Origin of the sequence: Dictyobacter vulcani, from assembly GCF_008974265.1 — a bacterium.
GTDB lineage: Bacteria > Chloroflexota > Ktedonobacteria > Ktedonobacterales > Ktedonobacteraceae > Dictyobacter > Dictyobacter vulcani.
On sequence record NZ_BKZW01000001.1, the window covers coordinates 1,811,236 to 1,831,099 of the forward strand.

The 19,864-nt window shown below is 49.2% G+C and carries 14 protein-coding genes; 8 read left to right on the forward strand and 6 right to left on the reverse strand.

What is annotated here, in order from left to right:
* Positions 1–49 precede the first annotated feature (49 nt).
* The 7 genes from KDW_RS07525 (at position 50) to KDW_RS07555 (ending at position 11,531) form a co-directional block, all read left to right on the forward strand.
* On the forward strand, positions 50–1,366 hold the full coding sequence (locus KDW_RS07525; RefSeq protein ID WP_162005032.1) for an amino acid ABC transporter substrate-binding protein: 1,317 nt from the start codon (positions 50–52) through the stop codon (positions 1,364–1,366).
* Positions 1,367–1,432: 66 nt separating this feature from the next.
* A complete protein-coding gene (locus tag KDW_RS07530) occupies positions 1,433–3,586 on the forward strand; it encodes a methyl-accepting chemotaxis protein (protein WP_151755388.1) in 2,154 nt (717 codons plus the stop codon).
* Between the two features lie 279 nt (positions 3,587–3,865).
* Positions 3,866–4,510, forward strand: coding sequence for a DUF4388 domain-containing protein (locus KDW_RS07535; RefSeq protein ID WP_151755389.1), 645 nt, complete (start codon positions 3,866–3,868; stop codon positions 4,508–4,510).
* Between the two features lie 488 nt (positions 4,511–4,998).
* Positions 4,999–7,209, forward strand: coding sequence for a tetratricopeptide repeat protein (locus KDW_RS07540; RefSeq protein ID WP_151755390.1), 2,211 nt, complete (start codon positions 4,999–5,001; stop codon positions 7,207–7,209).
* Positions 7,210–7,484: 275 nt separating this feature from the next.
* The gene (locus tag KDW_RS07545; RefSeq protein WP_151755391.1) at positions 7,485–8,159 is read left to right on the forward strand and encodes a fused MFS/spermidine synthase; all 675 of its coding nucleotides are present in this window, start codon (positions 7,485–7,487) and stop codon (positions 8,157–8,159) included.
* A 158-nt stretch (positions 8,160–8,317) separates the two neighbouring features.
* Positions 8,318–9,598 carry a M16 family metallopeptidase gene (locus KDW_RS07550; RefSeq protein WP_151755392.1) on the forward strand — a complete coding sequence of 427 codons (1,281 nt, stop codon included), beginning with the start codon at positions 8,318–8,320 and terminating at the stop codon, positions 9,596–9,598.
* A gap of 532 nt (positions 9,599–10,130) precedes the next feature.
* Entirely contained in the window at positions 10,131–11,531 is a 1,401-nt protein-coding gene (locus KDW_RS07555) for a glutamine synthetase family protein (RefSeq protein WP_151755393.1), read from the forward strand.
* Positions 11,532–11,568: 37 nt separating this feature from the next.
* On the opposite strand, the gene KDW_RS07560 is transcribed toward KDW_RS07555, so the two are convergent.
* The 3 genes from KDW_RS07560 to KDW_RS07570 all read right to left on the reverse strand — a co-directional run bounded on the left by KDW_RS07560 (position 11,569) and on the right by KDW_RS07570 (position 14,151).
* Positions 11,569–12,660, reverse strand: a complete 1,092-nt coding sequence (locus KDW_RS07560; RefSeq protein WP_151755394.1) for a glycosyltransferase family 4 protein — start codon at positions 12,658–12,660, stop codon at positions 11,569–11,571.
* Positions 12,657–13,088, reverse strand: coding sequence for a 6-carboxytetrahydropterin synthase (locus KDW_RS07565; protein WP_151755395.1), 432 nt, complete (start codon positions 13,086–13,088; stop codon positions 12,657–12,659). Before KDW_RS07565 ends, KDW_RS07560 begins: the two co-directional genes overlap by 4 nt.
* Positions 13,089–13,443: 355 nt before the next feature.
* A complete protein-coding gene (locus tag KDW_RS07570; RefSeq protein ID WP_162005033.1) occupies positions 13,444–14,151 on the reverse strand; it encodes an SDR family NAD(P)-dependent oxidoreductase in 708 nt (235 codons plus the stop codon).
* A 201-nt stretch (positions 14,152–14,352) separates the two neighbouring features.
* Here KDW_RS07570 and KDW_RS07575 point away from each other — a divergent pair, with 201 nt between their 5' ends.
* Positions 14,353–15,615, forward strand: a complete 1,263-nt coding sequence (locus KDW_RS07575) for a DUF4388 domain-containing protein (RefSeq protein WP_151755397.1) — start codon at positions 14,353–14,355, stop codon at positions 15,613–15,615.
* Between the two features lie 162 nt (positions 15,616–15,777).
* On the opposite strand, the gene KDW_RS07580 is transcribed toward KDW_RS07575, so the two are convergent.
* The 3 genes from KDW_RS07580 to KDW_RS07590 form a co-directional block, all read right to left on the reverse strand.
* The gene (locus KDW_RS07580) at positions 15,778–17,568 is read right to left on the reverse strand and encodes an erythromycin esterase family protein (RefSeq protein ID WP_162005034.1); all 1,791 of its coding nucleotides are present in this window, start codon (positions 17,566–17,568) and stop codon (positions 15,778–15,780) included.
* A gap of 191 nt (positions 17,569–17,759) precedes the next feature.
* Entirely contained in the window at positions 17,760–19,247 is a 1,488-nt protein-coding gene (locus KDW_RS07585; protein ID WP_151755399.1) for an aldehyde dehydrogenase family protein, read from the reverse strand.
* A 223-nt stretch (positions 19,248–19,470) separates the two neighbouring features.
* Positions 19,471–19,785, reverse strand: a complete 315-nt coding sequence (locus KDW_RS07590) for a hypothetical protein (RefSeq protein WP_151755400.1) — start codon at positions 19,783–19,785, stop codon at positions 19,471–19,473.
* Between the last annotated feature and the right edge of the window lie 79 nt (positions 19,786–19,864).

A 19,864-nucleotide genomic window follows, 5' to 3' on the forward strand; every position in this document is an offset into this window, starting at 1 on the left:
TTTATGTAACTATTTTTATGTAACCGTACTCATTTCAAGGAGAAATAGAGTGTCTACACATCCTTTTCGAGGATTCGGGAAAACGGTAGAGTGCTTTGTCATTCTCCTTCTCCTCCTCGGTAGCTTGAGCGCTTGCACAGACTCAGGCACAACCGCAAACGGGCAAAACCCAATAAAAATCGGGTATTCTGCCTCTCTTACTGGTTCCTTTGCCAACGATGGAAAAGCTCTTGAGCAGGGCTTCCAATTGTGGCGTGACCAGGTCAATCAACATGGTGGCCTGCTTGGACGCCAGGTCCAACTCATTGGCCATGACGATCAAAGTCTCCCGGCACAGGTGAAAACAAATTATATCAACCTGATCACCAAAGATCATGTTGATCTCCTGCTTGGGCCTTATTCCAGTCTTCTGACGATGCCGGCCGTGGCTGTGACCAACGCCCATCAGCGTGTGCTCTTTGCCCCGACAGGTAATGCCCCTGGCGTTTTCAAAAAGCATTATCACAATTATTTTGTCACGGTTCCACCGTCTCAGGACTATCTACGCACCTTTGCGTACTTTATTTTGTCCTTGCCACAAGCCATGCGACCGCAAACAGTGGCCTATGTTTCTGTAGATAGTCCATTCGCAGTTCCTCAGGTAGCAGCAGCCAAACAGATCCTGGGCAACTATATGCAAACTGTGTATGCCCCGGAACCCTATAAGGCCAATTCGAATGTCACGCCGATTGCACAGCAGGTCGCTCATTCACAGGCCGATGTTGTTATCCTTGGAACCAGTGGACTCGGCGACAGCGTTTCATTCACCAAAGCATTTAAAGCGCTCCATTATAATCCCAAAGCCATTGTCGAAACCTCGGGTCCAAATGAAAACATTCAGTATCTTAATGGCGTAGGTGGACCATCCACGGCTGAAGGAATATTTGTACCCGATACCGGTTGGTATCCTGGCGCGACTACCTACCAGAGTGACACGTTCGCACAGGCATATATCGCAAAATACGGCGGCGCTATCCAGGATATCAGTTCTACTACCGCCAAGGCATTTGCGGCTGCTCAGGTGCTGGAACAGGCCGTCAGCCAGACGCAAAGTCTCGACGATGCCAAACTCGCACAACTCCTTCACTCCGGGACATTCGACAGTTTACAGGGACCAATTCGATTTAATGCCGATGGCGCTAATCAGATTGGTACACTCAACATGTTCCAGTGGATTAATGGGAAATTGGTTCTGGTGTATCCCGTTAATAACGCACAGGAAAACCCGGAATATCCAAAGAAGAATTTTAATCGTGCAGAAGGGAGGGTAAGGTCAGGCTTTCCTCCTTTCTATTCTCCTAGCTCAAAAAAAACGCTACAACATTGATCGCGGTCATTGCTCATCAGAGGGGACTGCGCATGAGCCACAACAGGAGAGAGGACAAACAGGGGCATGTTTACATCGATCAGTAATATACGTATATTTCCCAGGCTCATCTTTTTATTTGCAACACTGGTGGTTATTTCAAGTGTTGCCATGATTTCACTGGGTACCGTCTATATAAACGCCGAGCAAACCCATGCACAGGCCGTTAAAACAAGTTTTAATGCACAACAGGTTGCCACAACCGAACAGATCAATCTGCAACGTATGAACGCTCTGCTACAGGCGCGTTTTGCGCAGATCTTTGCTGCAACCGACAATGGAACCATCAAAGGTGATCCATCTCTGGCCGCATCTGGAGGCTTGATCGAAAAAGACATTATCGCTCGTGAAATTAATTTCGATCATACGATTGCCTCGTATGATAAAACATATAATATCGGGTCTTCTGCTGGTATGATTACGATTCGTAACATTCTGCAAAACGACAATATGAATAACCATCTCATTGCGAATCAGCAAGATGCGCTCACCAGTGTAAGACAGACGCAATGGAAACAATATCAGGGGTTTCAGGATCAAGTCCTGGCGGACTTACGCCAGCCAGTTCCACAATATGAACCGGCCTACAACACACTCTATCAAGCAAATCTTACGTTTCTCAATCTTCAGAAAAGCTGGCAAACGGTAGTTGATACCGCCACGACGGTTGGTCAGGCTGTCACAGATATTGGCAACACCGAAATTGTTCCTCTACAAATCGCCACGGCGGTTGCAGTCGCACTTATTCTACTGGTCATCATCCTCACTGCATTGATCGTGAACGCGACCATTTCCCGACCACTCAGACAGCTGGCATCTCTGACCGGTCGTATCGCTGAAGGTGATATGAGTGAACGCGCTCGAGTCCCTGGACGCGACGAAATCAATATGGTTGCCACGTCTATGAACAATATGCTCGACCGCATTGTCCAACTTATTACTGAAGCTGAATCACGCCACAGGACGTTACAGACGCAGGTGGATAAAATGATCAGCGAAGTCAGTGCCGCTGGTGAAGGTGACCTGCGCGTACAGGCAGAAGCGGTTCCAGGTAGCCTGGGCGTGCTGGCATCCTTCTTTAACCACGTTATTGCAGAGCTGGGTTCCCTGGTAATTACCTTCAAAACGCTGGCGAACGAAGTCGAGCGCGCAACCTTGCAGACCTACGACGAGACCGTACAGCTTGTGAGCGAAACAGATAATCAGATTCAGAAAATCGCGGCCGCCAGAAGTAATATCGACGAGATGGCGAATGCAAGTCGCGATGTTGCTCAGCACGCACAAACACTTTCACAGGTGGGAAGCCAGGTGTATCGTACGACGCAGTCAGGACGCAATGCCCTGCAACGCACGGTCGATGGAATGGGACGTATCAATAATCAGGTTCACCTCAGCGCTTCTAGAGTCCAGGCACTTGAAGAGCACTCACAGGAAATCAATAATATCGTGCGCATCATTTCCGGTATCGCACATCAAACCAACCGACTGGCTCTAGACGCATCGATCCAGGCGGCGATGGCTGGTGAAAATGGCAAGGCATTTAGAGCGGTCGCAGACGATATTCGCCGTTCAGCCGAGACCGCTAAAACCCAGACCAATATGATTGAGCGGATCGTGAAACAGATCTTCCTGGATATTGAAGCCGTTACCCACTCTATCCAGGAAACGGAGCAAGAAGCGGCGACCGGTATACAATCATCGCAGGATGCTGGTACTTCCTTCGCGGCTATTGTGAATGCCATTGAGCAACAGAGTAATGAAATCAATACGATTAACCTTGCAGCCAGACAGCAGCAGGCTGCATCCAGTACGGTCGCCCAGATCATACAGGATGTCTATACGTCAACGCTACGCAGTGGTCAGAGTATCCGCGAGGAATCTACCCGCATGGAACGCGTGGCACAACTGGCGGAACAGTTGCTGGGTTCAGCAGATGTATTCAAACTTCGTGAAGATCAGGATATCTTTGCGCAGGCATCTGGCATGACCGAGCAAAATACATTCTCGCAAGACTTCTATCCAGGCGTTAACTCGGGATCACTCCCCAACGGGATGTATCCAGGTCATATAAGCTCACCAGGTAGCTTCTCCCTGCCCCCCCTCTCCCCCAATGGATGGAACGAGAGCAAAGCTGGGATGGAACACAAAACAATAGCCAGCCATTATCAGGGAGACAGGTGAGAGGTACTAATAGTTCACATCTCACTCGTCCATAGCTCTGAAATCTTACTATTGTATAATTTGTCTGCGGAACATGCGCTTCATGCGTGAAACATGCAGTAGCATGTCCGCGATATAATCTCAGCGTACCATAACCAAACATCTGGGCTATCACCGCTACTATCATTTATGTGCAATGATAGTAGCGGTGATCAACTTACAGGTGCTAACCATCGCAAAAGAATAAAAGTATGCATTAACGCGGATATAAAATAGAAATACGATGATGTGGAGAAATATGTGTCGCAGCAACAAGGAAGAGTAACAAACAGCCTGGCAAATATAATCAGGGCTGTACAGGCGGAACGCAGATCTGGAGAAATACAGGCCTTCCGTGGGAATAATACCAGCTCTGAAGCTGGTTCAATTACCTTTATCCATGGACAAATCGTTGCTGCTCGCCTTGGATCATATCAGGGACCACCGGCGTTCAATTTACTCAGTACCTGGGGTCAATGTGTTTTTGTTTTTATTTCATCTACTCCACCACCAGTACAAACACAACAGAGCCCTGCATCAGGTCCCCTTTCGGGTCCTATCAGGACACCGCAAAATCCTACATCAGGTCAGCAATCGGGTCCTATCAGGACACCACCGATGCCCCCTAGAAACGATACCATGCCACGCATGGAAAGGGTTACCGGCTCGAATTCAGGTTCCTTACTTGCATTGACGACGATCCCCTGCGCGACAATGTCAGTGCTTAAAGCTGTTAAGGCAATTGAGATGGCCGGATTGCCACGCCCATATCGCCAGCTTATTTTGCTTATCGATGGTCAGCGCTCACTTGAGGAACTTATTGTGACATTAGGGATGGAGCCTGGAGAAGTGTCTCAGATGCTTCAAACGCTAGAGCAACTCAAAGTTATTCGCCTGCTTAGATAAGTTAAAACCACATTCGCTTTCCTGTTTATCACTAACATGGGATTGTATCTTCGTTCCCTATCAGTATCTGATCGATGAGCACCTTGCTGCTCACCAAACACAATTTTATGCAGAATAGCTGTAACATAGTATTCAACTCTATCTGAGATACTCCACTACGATTTCTCAATGTTTTTCTTACTCATGTAGTTTCTAATATCCTTGCTTTTCATGATCTCTTCAGCAGATTCTTCGTGCCTTCGGCACTCAAAAATGTTGAGTATGTTGTGTTTAGAAATTTGCCTGGCAAATTTCTAAACACAACATACTCAACAAACATGGGCGCCCGGGAGAAACTACCTCAATAAGTGTGAGCTCAAACACTGGCAAAAAAAGGCTTTGGGAGCCTGAATGCTTCTGGAGACGTACTTTCAGGCTATTTTATCACCTGCGAGCATAATTCGGTTATGCTATAGTTGCATTTATCTGTTTACGAGAAGGAGTTTACTATGCAACAGGGGGATCGACAGGGCAACAACATGACCAATCGGAGTCAGGCTCCTTTGCCTTCAACAAACTATAATACAGTACTATCACAGACACCGTTACCAGTTGCTCAAGCTCATGCAGCATCAGCAGCGGCCTGTGGTGTCAATGCAACGACACCACCACCAACTGATCCCCAGACAACAATGCAGCGTGCAGATGAAATCAATACGATTCAACGAATGTTTGGGGATGTGCAGACCAGCGCGGTCCTTGTCATGGGTTCTCCTGGAACAGGCAAATCTACGCTGGCGGCTTTGCTTTTTCGACGTTTACAATTAGCGAAAAATAGCGGGCTTGTAACCCCTAAACATCTTGTCTGGCTTACGCTTGGCACGTATAGCACGTTGCCAGATATCATTGCTTCCATACTGGCCGGAGTAGGTATCCCGGATAACGGTCTGTTCCTCTTAAAACCGGAGCAACAAATATCATCACTACTGCGAGCCTTACGCCGTCCTTCCGAAAATGCATTGATCGTACTGGATCAGTTTGAGCTTCTTCTCCATCCAGAGACCAATCAGGGAGTCGCGGGCCGTGGCGTCCTCCCTCTTTTCCTGGATATGCTGCAGACCGATCTGGGCAAAAGTCGTATCCTACTGACGGGTTACCATTCTCCATATGATGAAAATAAGATTGCTCATCCACGTGTGCGCTCCTATCTGGTTACACGTATCAGTATGCCCGAAGGCGTAGCCTTACTACAACAACGGGGCGTCAAAGGCACGCCTGAAGAGATCTCCTCCGTGTGGCAGCGCTGTGCAGGCCATGCCTATGCACTGGTGCTCTGCAGTGCCTTAATCCAACTTGGTGGCATTCCACTTACCCAACTCTTGAATTCACAGGAATATAGACCAATGTGGTCTGGCGATGTTATGGCCAACCTGATTATCGCCATCCACTACTTTCTAAACTCTACCCAGAATCCTATCGTGCATGCATTAAGCCTGTTTCACAAGCCGATTATAAAAGACGGTATCTTCATGACGATTACGGGTGAGAGCGTGGAGGCACAACACCAACAAGGGAATTTAGAGCTGCTCGGGAGCATTGAGTATGAATTGAACCAGTTAGCACGGCTAGGTATTATTCAGATTGTCACGGACGATGACGATCAACCTGCTTATACACTTCATCCGCTACTACGCCAGTATACGATTGAGCACTTTATGGAGGATATGAGCCAGCATGAGCAGACTCACAATGTTCCCCCCTGGCCCACGAAAAATAAACCACAAATCCAGTCAGAGATGGCCGATGAGCAACGCCAGAGTGCCTTGATCTCTGGCCACATTCAGGTGGCAAGGTACTATGAGCACCTGATTAAAGAGCAATGTCCACCACGAGGACAACGGGCAGGACTACATGACATTGCTCCCATCATTACCACACTACGCCATCTCTGCCTGGGGCACCGCTGGCAACAGGCCTGTGATCTGCTCTTCCAGGAAGGACTTCATGACAGTATGGTGCAATGGGGAGCCTGGAATACCCTGATTGGCTTGTATACCGCCATGCTCCCTCCATTCGGAACGTTAAAGCCACAGGACGAGGGGATGGTGGCCAGCCATGTAGGCACACTGTATGGAAGGATCGGAGAGCAGCAGCAAAGTAAGGTGTATTTTGATCAGGCTCTGGCTTTACAACGGCGCATCGGTGATCAGCATGGTGAAGCGGTCACGTTGACGAATCAGGGTGAGCTATTGCGTATCCGTGGGGATCTCAAACAGGCTCGACAAAACTTTGAGAGCGGACTCTCTTTACTATCCCGGCATCCTGATCTGCAACTTGTCAGCGTGGTCTATCATAATCTGGGCCTGATCTCACAACACGAACGAGATTATAGCAAAGCATATAACTACTATATTGAAGCTCTTAAAATAGCGGCGAAGTTGCATCATCAACAATATACAGGCATGGTGCTCAGCAATCTGGGTATGCTACTATATGAACAACGCCAGCATCAAGAGGCCCTGGCAGTACTGTTTGCCGCCCTGCAAATTCGCCAATCAATGCAAGATCCCACCACATCGCTGTTAGAACGTTTCCTGGTGGCGATTGAGCAAAAGATGGGCTCAGAAAAGTATACGCAATTGTGTATAGAAGCCCTGGAAATCCAACCGCAGGTGCTCGCACGCTTCGTTGAGAAAGATGGACAACAAATACCCAAATAATGCTCTATGCATTAACTCCTCACGCCTGCCTGGGGCGCTGACACCCCCCAATCTCTTTTTATGTAGTTGCATCAGGAGCGCAATTGCGCTCCTGATGCAACTACATAAAAACACTATGAGAGCGCCGCATGGCGCGAGTCCGAGAGATACTACCTCTCAAAAGAAAGAGGAAAACATATAGCTGCGCTTGACCTGATAACGTGGTACACTTAGTGGTAGATTTATCAGTAACCTGGCTGACTAATTTCATTGCAAACGAAAGAGAGTTTCCCTGTATGGCTATCACCACCGGCTCCCAGAAAAGGCAGACCTCCCACGACTCCCTTGAAACGGCACAAACCTCCTCATTCCAGGGCTGGTTAGTGCTGCTGCTGGTATTTGTAGCCGGAGCCGCCTCTCTGTGCGTTGAAATGGCAGCAACACGTAAAATGACACCGTATGTCGGTGACTCTCTATTTGTCTGGGCGAGCGTCATTGGATTGATTTTGTTGTATCTGACCGTTGGATACTATGTGGGTGGCATTCTCTCAGATCGCTATCCCCGACCACTCTATCTTTACTATATTACAGCCCTGGCCTCTCTCTTTATTGCGCTGATTCCTCTACTGGCAGATCCGGTCCTGCGCTGGGTACAGTTAACCTTTGCCGATTATGAGCTAGGAGTCCTCTATGCCTCGCTGATTGCGATCATGCTGCTCTTTGCCATACCAACTATCTTGCTGGGCTGTGTCTCGCCTTACGCCATTCGTATTCGTATCCAACAGATAGGCAGCGCCGGTCGAACCGCCGGGGTGCTCTATGCAATTTCGACGGCTGGCAGTATCCTTGGCACCTTTGTACCCGTACTGGTCTTGTTGCCTTATCTCGGCACAAACCTGACCTTCTTGTTATCAGCACTGGTCCTGTTGCTTCTCTCAGTTGCTGGTATCCTCACCAATCGCAAAGCATAAAATCCACCAGGAAAAGGAAGCAAACCAGCAGGCACTGCTAACAAAATGTTCTTCACAGGCATCAGAGCATTTAAAGCATACTGCCTTTTCCTTGTGGTATACTAACCTTGTTTTCCATGTGCGGCCTCACTCCTGCCCAAGAAAGGATGTCAGATTAGATGAGTGACCAACAGGGGTTACCACCCAACTATTTCTACCATAAACTGCCCAATGGTATTGAGCTGATTGGCCAGCGTATGCCCAGCCTCAGTTCAATTAGCTTTGGCTTCCAATTAGATGCTGCCGTTGTGCATGAGCCTGCCGACAAGCAAGGGCTTGCCCACCTTTTTGAATATATGCTCTTTCAAGGTACAAAAACCAAGGATGCTCGTGCCCTGAACGAGGCATTTGAATCCCTGGGTGCCCGCAAGGGTGCCAGCACCAGCCTGGAAACTGCCATGGTCTGGGGACAAATTGTTAATACGAAATTTGATACGACCCTGAACCTCTTCCGTGATATCTTGCTGACACCCACCTTCCCACGTGAGGAACTGGAACAGATGCGCAATCTGGTTCTACAAGAGATTCGCCGCCGCGATGATGAGCCAATGAGCCGCATTTTCGAGTTGGTGCGGGCAAATTTCTATAAAGGAACTGCACTCAGCCGCCTCGTACTGGGAACAGATGAGGACGTGCGCAAGTTGCAGCGTCAGGATTTACGTGATTTCTGGCAGGCTCGTTATCAACCAAATAATATGCTTTTCTCGATTGCCGGAAACTTTGACTGGGATCATGTGGTAGAACGCATACAGGAACTGTTTGGCGACTGGCAGGGCGATGCTCCACCTTCAGGCGAACAGCTTCCGAATCCCCAGCAAAGTGTTTCGCTGGAGTTCCGTGAGGGTAAGCAAGAGCATATCGGTATGATGGTGCCTTTCCCCAATTATGTGGATCCAGATTACTATGCGGCCATGGTGGTGGCTGAAGTGCTCGGTGGCTCCATGGCCTCACGCCTCTTTGTTGAGGTTCGTGAGAAGCGTGGCCTGGTCTATAGCGTTTCTGCCGGCCTGGCTGGCAATAAACATATCGGCGCCCTGCGCATCTATGCAGGCACAACCCCAGAACAGGCCCACGAATGCTTAGAGGTGATCATCAATGAAATGCGTAAATTAGAGCATGAAGGGATCACCGCCGATGAGTTGGAACGCGCCAAGGTGCAACTGAAGAGCGAAAATGTGATGCGCGGCGAGGGCTCAGGTTCTCGTATGAGCGCAATTTTACGCTCCTGGTGGTATGAGCATAAGATCCAGACGATTCAGGAAGTCAAAGATGCGATTGATGCCGTCACCCAGGAACAGGTCCTGAAAGTCCTGAAGCGCTATTCGCCCGTTCATCCACTGACGATTGCTGCGATTGGACCCCTTTCAGAGAAAGAATTGATCGGCGATACACTGTCCTGAAACCCGGGCATTCGTTGAATGGTGTCTATAACAGAGGCATGAAGATAAAAAACAAGAGCACTTCCCCTGCAGAGGAAATGCTCTTGTCTTTTATCAAAAAATTGGCTACAATTCATACGTCCTTCTATTACATTTAATGGTATACTTCCTCTTAACACAAAATCATCAGATTGGTCCGGTCTGCATTGGCTGACTGATATGCTTCGCTCAAAATAGAAAAATCACTTTTCCAGATACTCCTTTTCTCGGCGTTGATGCTATACAATAGAATCATTCGTTACAGTAGTGCAGACTGACCATTAAAATTATACAATGGAACCCAAAAAGCTCTTCCTGGCTTTTCGCTATAGCAAGTTAAAACAAACAAGCAACTTTCGTATTGACTGAAGCATTGTCAAGAGACTTCAAAAAAAGATAACCTGATACTGTACAGCGAATATCATATCCACAACGGGTCAAAAATAGAAGACGCACCAATTTGTCGACGTTGACAATAGCATAAAAAAGCAATGACGCAAAGGAGCAAATGAGCATGGCAGACAAACGCGGAGACCATACCAGCTATGAGCAAGTCATGGCCACGATCAAAAATGAGCGCATTCGTTTTGTTAATCTGGAATTTACTGATGTGGTTGGAGTAGCAAAATGTGTAACAGTTCCAGTAGAGCAGTTCGCGGATTGTGTGCGGCATGGTAAGTGGTTTGACGGTTCCGCACTTGAGAATATTGCCCGCGTAGCAGAGAGTGATATGTATCTGTATCCTGATCTGGCTACCTTTACTACGCTTCCCGGCAAGGTGCGCCCGGCCCCCAGGATTGGTTCACGTCAGAGTGATTCTGAGAGCGATGGCGATGTCGTAGCTCGTGTCATTTGTGATGTACGTGAACCGGATGGCGAACGCTTTGATGGCGATCCACGGGCCGCCCTGCTGAACGCGATTGAGGAAGCCCGCGCGATGGGCTTTAAGTATCAGGTAGCGCCAGAACTGGAGTTTTTCCTGCTACAGGTTGAAGATAAAAAACCGATCCCTTTGCAGGATGATCCGGGCAGCTATTTTGATCTCTCCACCAAGTTTACGGTGACGATCCGCAGTGAGATGGTGCATGCCTTACAAAGTATGGGCATCAAAATCGAGGGGAGTCATCATGAGGTGGCGGCCGGACAGCATGAGATCGACTTTGAAATTGGCGATGCGCTCCATATCGCAGATAGCTTGCTGACCGCTAAATATGTCATCAAAGCGATTGCCTCCCAGCAAAATCTTTATGCTACCTTTTTGCCCAAACCTTTCTACAAAAAAAATGGCTCTGGACTGCATATTCATCAACAGCTCATCAATATAGAAACAGGTAAAAACGTCTTTGTGGATGAGCATGCCGAATATGCTCTGTCTGAAATCGCGCGTGGCTTTATCGCTGGACAACTGGCCCACGCACGCTCTATGTGTGCGATTCTGGCTCCGCTGGTCAATTCTTATAAGCGCCTGGTACGTGGGTATGAAGCACCGGTCTTTGTCAACTGGGGACGCGTCAATCGCCAGGCTCTGATTCGTGTGCCCCGTCCAGGCACTGATCCACAAACCTCGATGCGCATCGAGCTACGCTGTACAGATCCCAGTTGTAATCCACACCTGGCCCTGGCAGTCATGTTGCGCGCCGGCCTGGATGGCATCCAACGTAAACTCACTCTACCGCCTGCCATGGACGAAAATATTTTCCTCCATGATGAAAGTGAACGTCTGCGTCCACGCGCTCGCCTGCTACCCGCCACGCTGGGAGAAGCCCTGGATAGTATGCGGGAAGATGCCTTGATCCGTGATGTGCTGGGAGATACCATCTATGAAGGCTTTGTCGATGCCAAGAGCATCGAATGGACGGAGTATCGCCAGCAGGTCCATAACTGGGAAATAGAGCGCTACCTCCCAGTATTCTAGTGTATGGCACCCGTAGCTTCGATCCTTGCGATCGAAGCTACGGGCGCAGATAGACTTTTTCGTGGGCTTCCAGCATCCGTTGAAGTGAGAAGTTTTCTCTGGCATGGCAACGGCAACGCTCGCGAGAAATTTCGGACAGGCGTGTGACGGCAGCAACTGCCTGCTCACAATCCCCGGGTGGAACCAGGAAACCGGTCTGCCCATGGACAATGACTTCGCTGGTGGCCCCACGCTCAAAGGCGATCACTGGCGTGCCGGCAGCCATAGCTTCTACCAACGTCAATCCAAAGGGCTCATCCCAGGCAATGGGAAAAAGGAGTCCCTGTACTTCACCCATCAGTTTCCACAGGGCCAGATGATCTAGCTGACCCAGGTAGCTAACCAACTCCTTTTTCTGCTCCAGCAACGGCAGGATACGCTCTGTGTAATAACGCTGATCATAAATACCGCCAGCCACTAGTAAACGCTTTCCAGCCCGTTCAGCGATCTCAATGGCCTGCTCTAAACCCTTCTCAGGTGTAATCCGACCGGCAAATAAGAGTGGAGCAGTAGCGGACACATGGGCAGAGAAAGGGATGGTCTCAATATCCAGGCCATTGTAGATCACATGGTCAAAGGCACAATAAGCGGCATAGTCACGCGCGCAGGCTTGCGAGACGGTTATCAGAGTGAGCGGATGCTGCTGACGCTCTAAAATACTCAGTACCTCATTGATCTCCGGTGAGACAGCAGGAAGATGGATGGTGTGCAGGACCGGAATGGTTGTTACCAGCGTACTGCAAGTCAGGGCCGGCCAATCAAAAGCGTGAGCATGAATGACATCGAATTCATCTGTCCGTTGCCGCAAATGGAGAAACAATTCTAGAAATACATTGGCCTGAGCCATAAAACCTGGATCAAGCGCTTGCTCTTTTCCAGGTTCCGCAAAACTTGAGGGGGCCACGATTTCTGGAACAGTGACTGGCTCGATCTTCACACCAGGTACTACCGAGCCAGCACGGGCGAACAGGGTCACTTGATGTCCACGCTGCGCCAGACCCATTGCCAGATCCGCTACCACCGCCTGTGAGCCGCCAGTAAATGGTTCTGCAATGGTCGTTACCAGAGGCGCGACCAGGGCAATCCTCATGCTCTACCCGCTTCCTTCTGCTCGCCACCACGATACGTGGCAACGTTGTTTTCAGTCTCATGTAGCTTCACTTCATACAGCAAGCCAGGAGGGAAACCGCGTTCCAGGCGCTCCCAGAACATTATAACCAGCATTTCAGCGGTCGGAATCACATCCTCGAGCCAGGGAACATCATAGTTGAGATGTTTATGATCCACCCAATCCACCACCTGCTCATTGGTAATCTTCTTCATATCCGTTAGATTCATTACCATTCCTGTTGTCGGATCAGGATTACCGCTGACCGTCACCTCAAGTATGTAGTTATGGCCATGTCCGTTTGGGTTGGCACATTTGTCGTAGATGCGATAATTTTCTTCTTCAGTTAAGTGCTTGCTCCACAAACGGTGTGCCGCGCTAAAGGTGACGCGCCGGGTCAAATAGACCATAATAGTCTCCTCTATAGTTAGCTTGCTTTAAAGTGCGTCTGATGCTCATGCCTTCCGTGATCTCCCTACCTGCGTTTTCGTGCCTTCGGCACTCAAAAGGTTAAGTATGTTGTGTGAAGAAATGTGCTAAGCGCATTTCTTCACACAACATACTTAAAAAAACATGGGCGCTTTAGCGTCCCAGTGCGCCCAGGAGAGATGACCGCGATAAGAGTGAGAATCAAACATTAACCTATAATCTCATATATAATACGGGCGACAGCCGTGCTCCAGTGACCATCGCCAATATAGTTTTACTATTTTAATGAGGAGTACAGACTTTTCTGCTACCCCCTCGCTTGATGCTGGCATTATGTCAGGCATTGGTAAACAACTCGATGTTGCTACCACTAAACATACGACCGCTATCACCTGCCAGGAAAAAGAGGATATCGGCCAGTTCGTCTGGCGTCATGCCCGCTTTGAGATGTGGAGCGGCTTGCCTGAGCATCTCGGTATCAATCGCTCCAGGACTGACTGCGCAGACACGAATGTTGTGGGGCTTTCCTTCAACCGCCAGGATCTCGGTCAGGCTTGCTACGCCTGACTTTGAGACGTTATAGGCGCTTAATCCGGGGAATTTCTCTACACCTTTCACACCTGAGAGTGATGAAATGTTGATAATCACGCCCTGCTTCTGCTCCATCATCTGCTGAAAGGCAGCCCGACAGCAGAGAAAGGTGCCACGCAGATTAATATTGATCACTTGGTCCCAGAGCGCGGTATCCATGTCAGTGAAAGGTTTTACCGCCACAATGGCAGCACAATTGATCAATATATCAATGCTCCCATAGGATTGCTGCGCACGCTGAAAGAGATTCTGCACGTCCTCTTCGCGTGACACATCACCCACCATAGCCAGGGCCTGACCACCCTCACGAGTGATCTCTGCTACCGCCTCATCCAATTGCGCCCGGGTACGGCTAAAAAGGATCACACGGGCACCTGCTCGGGCCAATAAACGGGCGGTAGAGCGGCCAACGCCCCGACCCGCACCGGTAATGATTGCGACTTTATTATTCATATCCATACTTGATTATATCAGGCGAACACGCCTCCTGAATAATGTCTCACCTCACTTGTTGAATCGCATAAAGCTCTGATATAATGCAAAGCACAGGCATTTTTACTTAGAACACTCACTGTAGATTTTTTAGCAACGCCTGAAGCATATTTCATCGGTATATAACACTATCAATCGATCACGCTGGCACATGGGGGGAGCATGAATACCGACACCGTCTTGTCAGGTAACCTGAAAGATTTTGGTCTCGTGGAAATCCTACAAATTGTAGAGCTTGGGGGCATGACGGGAGCAATTCATCTCAAACAAAGTACCGGGCGCATGGGTATCCTTTACTTCAATGAAGGGAAACTGGCGAACGCGTCTGAACTTGATCCAGGTGCCCTGGCTCTGGGTGATGTCTTACAACAACTGGGTATGACTACCTATCATCACATTGAAGAAGCTTACGCCCAACAACTACAGGATCCTCTGGGCAAGCGTATTGGCGAACGCCTGGTGATGATGAATGTGATCACAGAGCAACAATTGCGCGAAGCTTTACGCATGAAAACACTGTGGACGGCCCGCGAGCTTTCGATGTGGGCAGATGGGCATTATGAGTTTATTGCCAGCGCGAGTGTGCAGAAACTCCTACCTTATGGCGAAACTTCACTGGATATTGAAGTGGTACGTGCCACGATGGAAATGGTGCGCTATAGCGATGAATGGCAAGAGTTGACGAATGTCCTCCCACAGGGTATGCGTACCATGTTACAACTTGCACCTTCAATCCCCTACGCGATGCGCTTCGATATTCGTAGCCTGGAACTATTTACCCACGTAAACCTCTATCGCCGCGTCCGCCGTATCGCCAGTGCACTGCGCCGACCAGAACTGGATGTGGCCCGCGAACTGGGACAACTGGCTCAGCAGCGCTTCCTGGTCGCGGTCTATCAAGAGGCTCAACAACAAAATGGTAGCAAGGTACGCCTGCCAGATCCGGCAGAAAAATTGCGCCTGGAAAATTTTGAGCTCCTCAATCTGATCAGTCGTATGGAACAAGAATGGGAAACCAAACATTCTCCGACTGACCAGTTATCTACAATGGTAATGTTTATTAACTGGACCATGGATGCGCTGGCCGAAACGTGCCGGGTTAATGGCGTGGATCTGGATCCCCAAACCTTGCATAGCTTGATGGTGAATGAGAATCTCTGGCATATGGGTAGCTATGAGTTCCACGTGGATCATAATCATATCGACGTTGAAAATTTCACAGCCCTCTGCTATGAAATCCTCAACGGCGATATCAAGAAAGCGGCTGGCTTCTACGATGAAGCCTCGATGGTGCTACAACGCTTACTCAGTTGCATCTTTGAAATGATCAATAGTCGCGTCGCCAATCCACGTGAGCGCATCGAGAACCAGGATGTCTGGGAGGCAATGTTTGAACAATTTGCCCTCCAGCGTGGCGAAGCCTGATCCTGCAAGCAATAAACACGTCACATACTTTTCAATGATATTATTGCAACAATAAATACATCATGTATGTGTTTATTGTTGCAATAATATCATCTTTTTGTGCGTTTAATGCACAAAAAACCAGGTAGCGAAGTCCTGGAAAGAATAGGCATCAAACGCTGGCTAAAAAGCGTTATCCGTAGTGGGCACCTCATCGGAAACAACTTCTAGCTGTACATCGTCCAGCCAGACCTGTCCTCGACCACCAAGGTGGAGACCAAAGACAATCTGGGTACTGCCCTCGGGCACATCGAGGACAATTTCATAACGCTTCCAGTCACTGGTGCCACCTATCGCGCGGTTGGCCATACCATCAAACTTTAGAGCGCCGTCAGGACTCTCTATGCGCATCCACAGGCCCGCGTATTTTTGTACTTGCTGAGCCTTTACATAGGCGGAGAGGCGGATACGATGCTGGAGATATGCGCTTGCTGCGATGATTTGATGCATGGTACTGAAAACAGTGGGATCGGGATCGGATGATTTGAGATAAGCGCAGGCCTCGCCACTATGGGCAAAGACGGTCTCAATTCCACATTCATGGGTGATGGGGGCGTTATAAAGCCAGTAAGCCAATCCGGACTCAAACATGAGGTTGCGCGGTTGCAGCGAAATGAGCCGAGAAGCCGTTCTGGTATCTTCATCCACTTCATTATCACTGTGTAAGAGGCGGGATGGTGTGGATTCGTTGAGATAAAAGATCAGGTCAAACTCATAGGCCAGTTCTATTGGTGACCAGTGCAGTTTATCTTGCTCGGCCGCATACATAGCCCCGATAGTACGGTGGAGATGGGGCTGCAAGAGCCAGGCACTACGCTGTTCTTCATCTGGAAATCCTTGCATGTCAATCATCATATGCCCTAAACCGGTAGCATGAAAGGCATATTCATAACTATCCTGCGGTGGCAACACCACCAGATGAGGTACAGGCTGCTGTGGTTTCTCACGATCCAATGCATTGCATGCTCCCTGATAAAACAGCATACCCACCGCCAGAAACTCCTCCTGATAGCGCTCGCTCAGATAGGTACCCATAAAGCGCCGTTCTACATTGCCCATAGGCGCGGCCGCATGTCCATTATGGGTCCAGATGAACATTTTGGCCTCAGGTCCGGCTTGCTCCAGCAACCAACTGACGTTTTCCGCCATAAATTCATCACGTTGCTCATAGTTATAAGTGGCAAACATCTCCTCGGCCTGAAGGACAATACGTGCACTCTGTAAAGCAGCTGCAAACTCGGCCGCCGACGATTGGCGCTCATAGATCGGGCGCCGCTGATGCAACAGATCAAAGACACGTTGAAGTTGTAACCAGCAGGTCTGCTTCACGGATAGTGGTTCATCACTGTAGCGGCCTAGATGATCCGCGTACGTCCAGAATGTCTCATACAGTTGTCCGATTTCTTCAACAGCATCAGGATCAACCTTAGCCACATAGTCCAGCACATTCTGCATGGCCAGGTCACAGGACTGCATATCAATGCCACAAAATTGCAGTTCAGGTCGAGAACCACGGCCCTGATTATAGGCCCGCATCCACAGAATAATATCCAGCATCTCCTGAGTCTTCCAGGTCCAGGAGCGCAATCCATTTACGAGACTGACCGGATCACCTTGTCCCGTACGTATAAATGTATTGATTCGCTCTGCCTCATCCCAGCCATCTTCCAGCGCAAAATGCGTAAAGCCAGCCTCTGTGACCAGTATTTCCAGGAGACGATGCGTTAATGTAAAAAACTCATGAGTTCCACGAGTTGCTTCCCCACAAGACACAATACGAGCACTGCCTACAATATCCACAAAAGGTAGAAGGTCGCGATTATTTCCCCCTGGCAACGTACTTCCAAATGCAATCGCGTAATCCTTCAACCACTCAATCACTTCTTCCAACCGGGTCACGTGCTGTTCTTGCATATACCCCTCCCTTATCCGACACATCAACAAGTTCCACTATTATATACGAGCAACCTTAGTATTTGTTCTCATTTCACCCGTAAGTACATTTTTACTTTAAAGTACACAAGCAATAAAGATGACGTTTTTCAGCAATAAAAGAGGACACCTGATAATTTCAGGTGTCCTGAGAAGTAAGGCTAGAAGCAGGGTTAGTGCTTGCGTGGTGGGTATGAGACAAAGACACTCTTCAGTTCAGAGAACTCGTTGACGGCCTCGGTTCCCAGTTCGCGGTGGCCATTACCACTATTTTTCATGCCACCAAATGGCAGGTGAATCTCGGAACCAGTAGTACCAGCGTTGATATAGACGAGTCCAGATTCGATATCGCGCATAGCTCGAAATGCCAGACGTGCATCCTCGGTAAAGATGCCAGTGGAGAGGCCATACTCGGTGTCATTAGCTACGGTAATCGCTTCCTCGTAGGAATCCACGGGCAGCAGCGAGAGGAAGGGTCCAAATACTTCTTCACGTGCAATGCGCATACCAGGCTGTACATCACCAAAGATCGTAGGTTGATAGAAAGCACCTTCCGCGTACGCATCTTCACGCAGAGGAGCGCCACCCAGCAATAAGCGTGCCCCTTCCTGTTTACCGATCTGGGTATAGGCATCTACAGCCTTAACGCGACCGGTATTCACCAGGGGACCAACCTCTGTTTGAGCCTCTAAGCCATCGCCGATACGCAACTTCTCAGCAGATGCCACAATACGATCCACAAAAGCCTGATAGACCGCACGATGGAGGATAACACGACTCGTGGCCGTACAACGCTGTCCCGTGGTTCCAAAGGCCCCCAGAGTGATATTGTTAGCGGCCAGATCCAGGTCAGCATCGTCCATGATAATCACGGCGTTTTTGCCACCCAGTTCAAGAGCGCAACGGCGCAAATCTCGCCCGCACAATTCGGCCACACGGCGTCCAACCTCATTTGATCCGGTGAGAGAGATCATATTGATCTGTTTGTGGCTGGCCAGTGCATCACCAAGCGTCCCACCAGGTCCCGTGATGACATTAAATACACCATCTGGCAGGCCAGCCTGCTGCAAGATTTCGGCCATTTTTAGTGTCAGTAGAGGGGTATCACTGGCTGGTTTGAGGATGACAGCATTACCGGCCAGCAAAGCGGGAAATGTCTTCCAGGCAGGAATAGCCAGCGGGAAATTCCAGGGAGTAATTATGCCGACAATACCCATTGGCTGGCGAATAGTCAGGCAGAATTTATCGGGTAAGCCCGAGGGAATCGTCTCGCCTTCTGCGCGCCGTCCCTCGCCAGCCACAAACTTGGCTACGTCAATAGCTACCTGGACATCTCCACGTGTCTCTTTTAAGATCTTACCCATCTCACGCGTCATCAGAACGGCCAGTTCTTCCTGCTTCTGTTCCAGAATCTGAGCAGTACGCCACAGCACCTCACCACGCACAGGTGCTGGTGTGGCAGCCCATGCGCGCTGCGCCTTTACCGCTGCCGCGACAGCATCTTCGAGATCCTGCGCATCAGACATTTGATACTGCCCGATAACTTCCCGCGTATGGGCTGGATTGGTACTTGTAAATAATTTGCCACTATGAGCATTACGCCATTGACCACCAATAAAATTTTGGTAGACGGAAACGTCAGTTGAGGATGTTTGTGTCATATATATCTCCTGCCAGTTATCCAGATATATCATCAGTGATATTCATTTTGTCAGGTAAGAGACTGACGCGATGAATTTCCAGAGTCATTATAGCAGAGCGAAGAGGCTGACGACACTGAGCACTCAAAACATTCCAGAACAGGAATATTTTGTAATACTCCTTGCACAATAAAAAAGGTCTGCATCTGTTTCCGGAAACAGATGCAGACCTTTTTTATTGTCTTTAGACGTTTTCAATCGTTGGATTGCTGCCGCCTTCAGTCGAAGCAGGTGGCGTAGTCGGAGTTGCCTCAGCCGCGGCTGGAGGAGTCTCCTCAGCATAATCGCTTTCCTGTGCTGGTCGCTTAAACACATAATATGCGGAGTTGGATGTCAGGGGCTGATTACTTGCTAACTCCCAACCTTCACGACCGATGCTATCAAAATAGCGGCGCACAAATGCGCTACGTCGCTCGTTGCCTATCAGCGTCTCGGTCCCTTCACATGAGATACGCCCACGGTAATCGACATATACAACCTTATATGCCCACTGTACCATCGTGCACTCCTTTCCAGGAAAAAAGGTTTTCCTCAACCTATAGACCCGCAATCACTTGCGAGTTTTATACTACCGACCA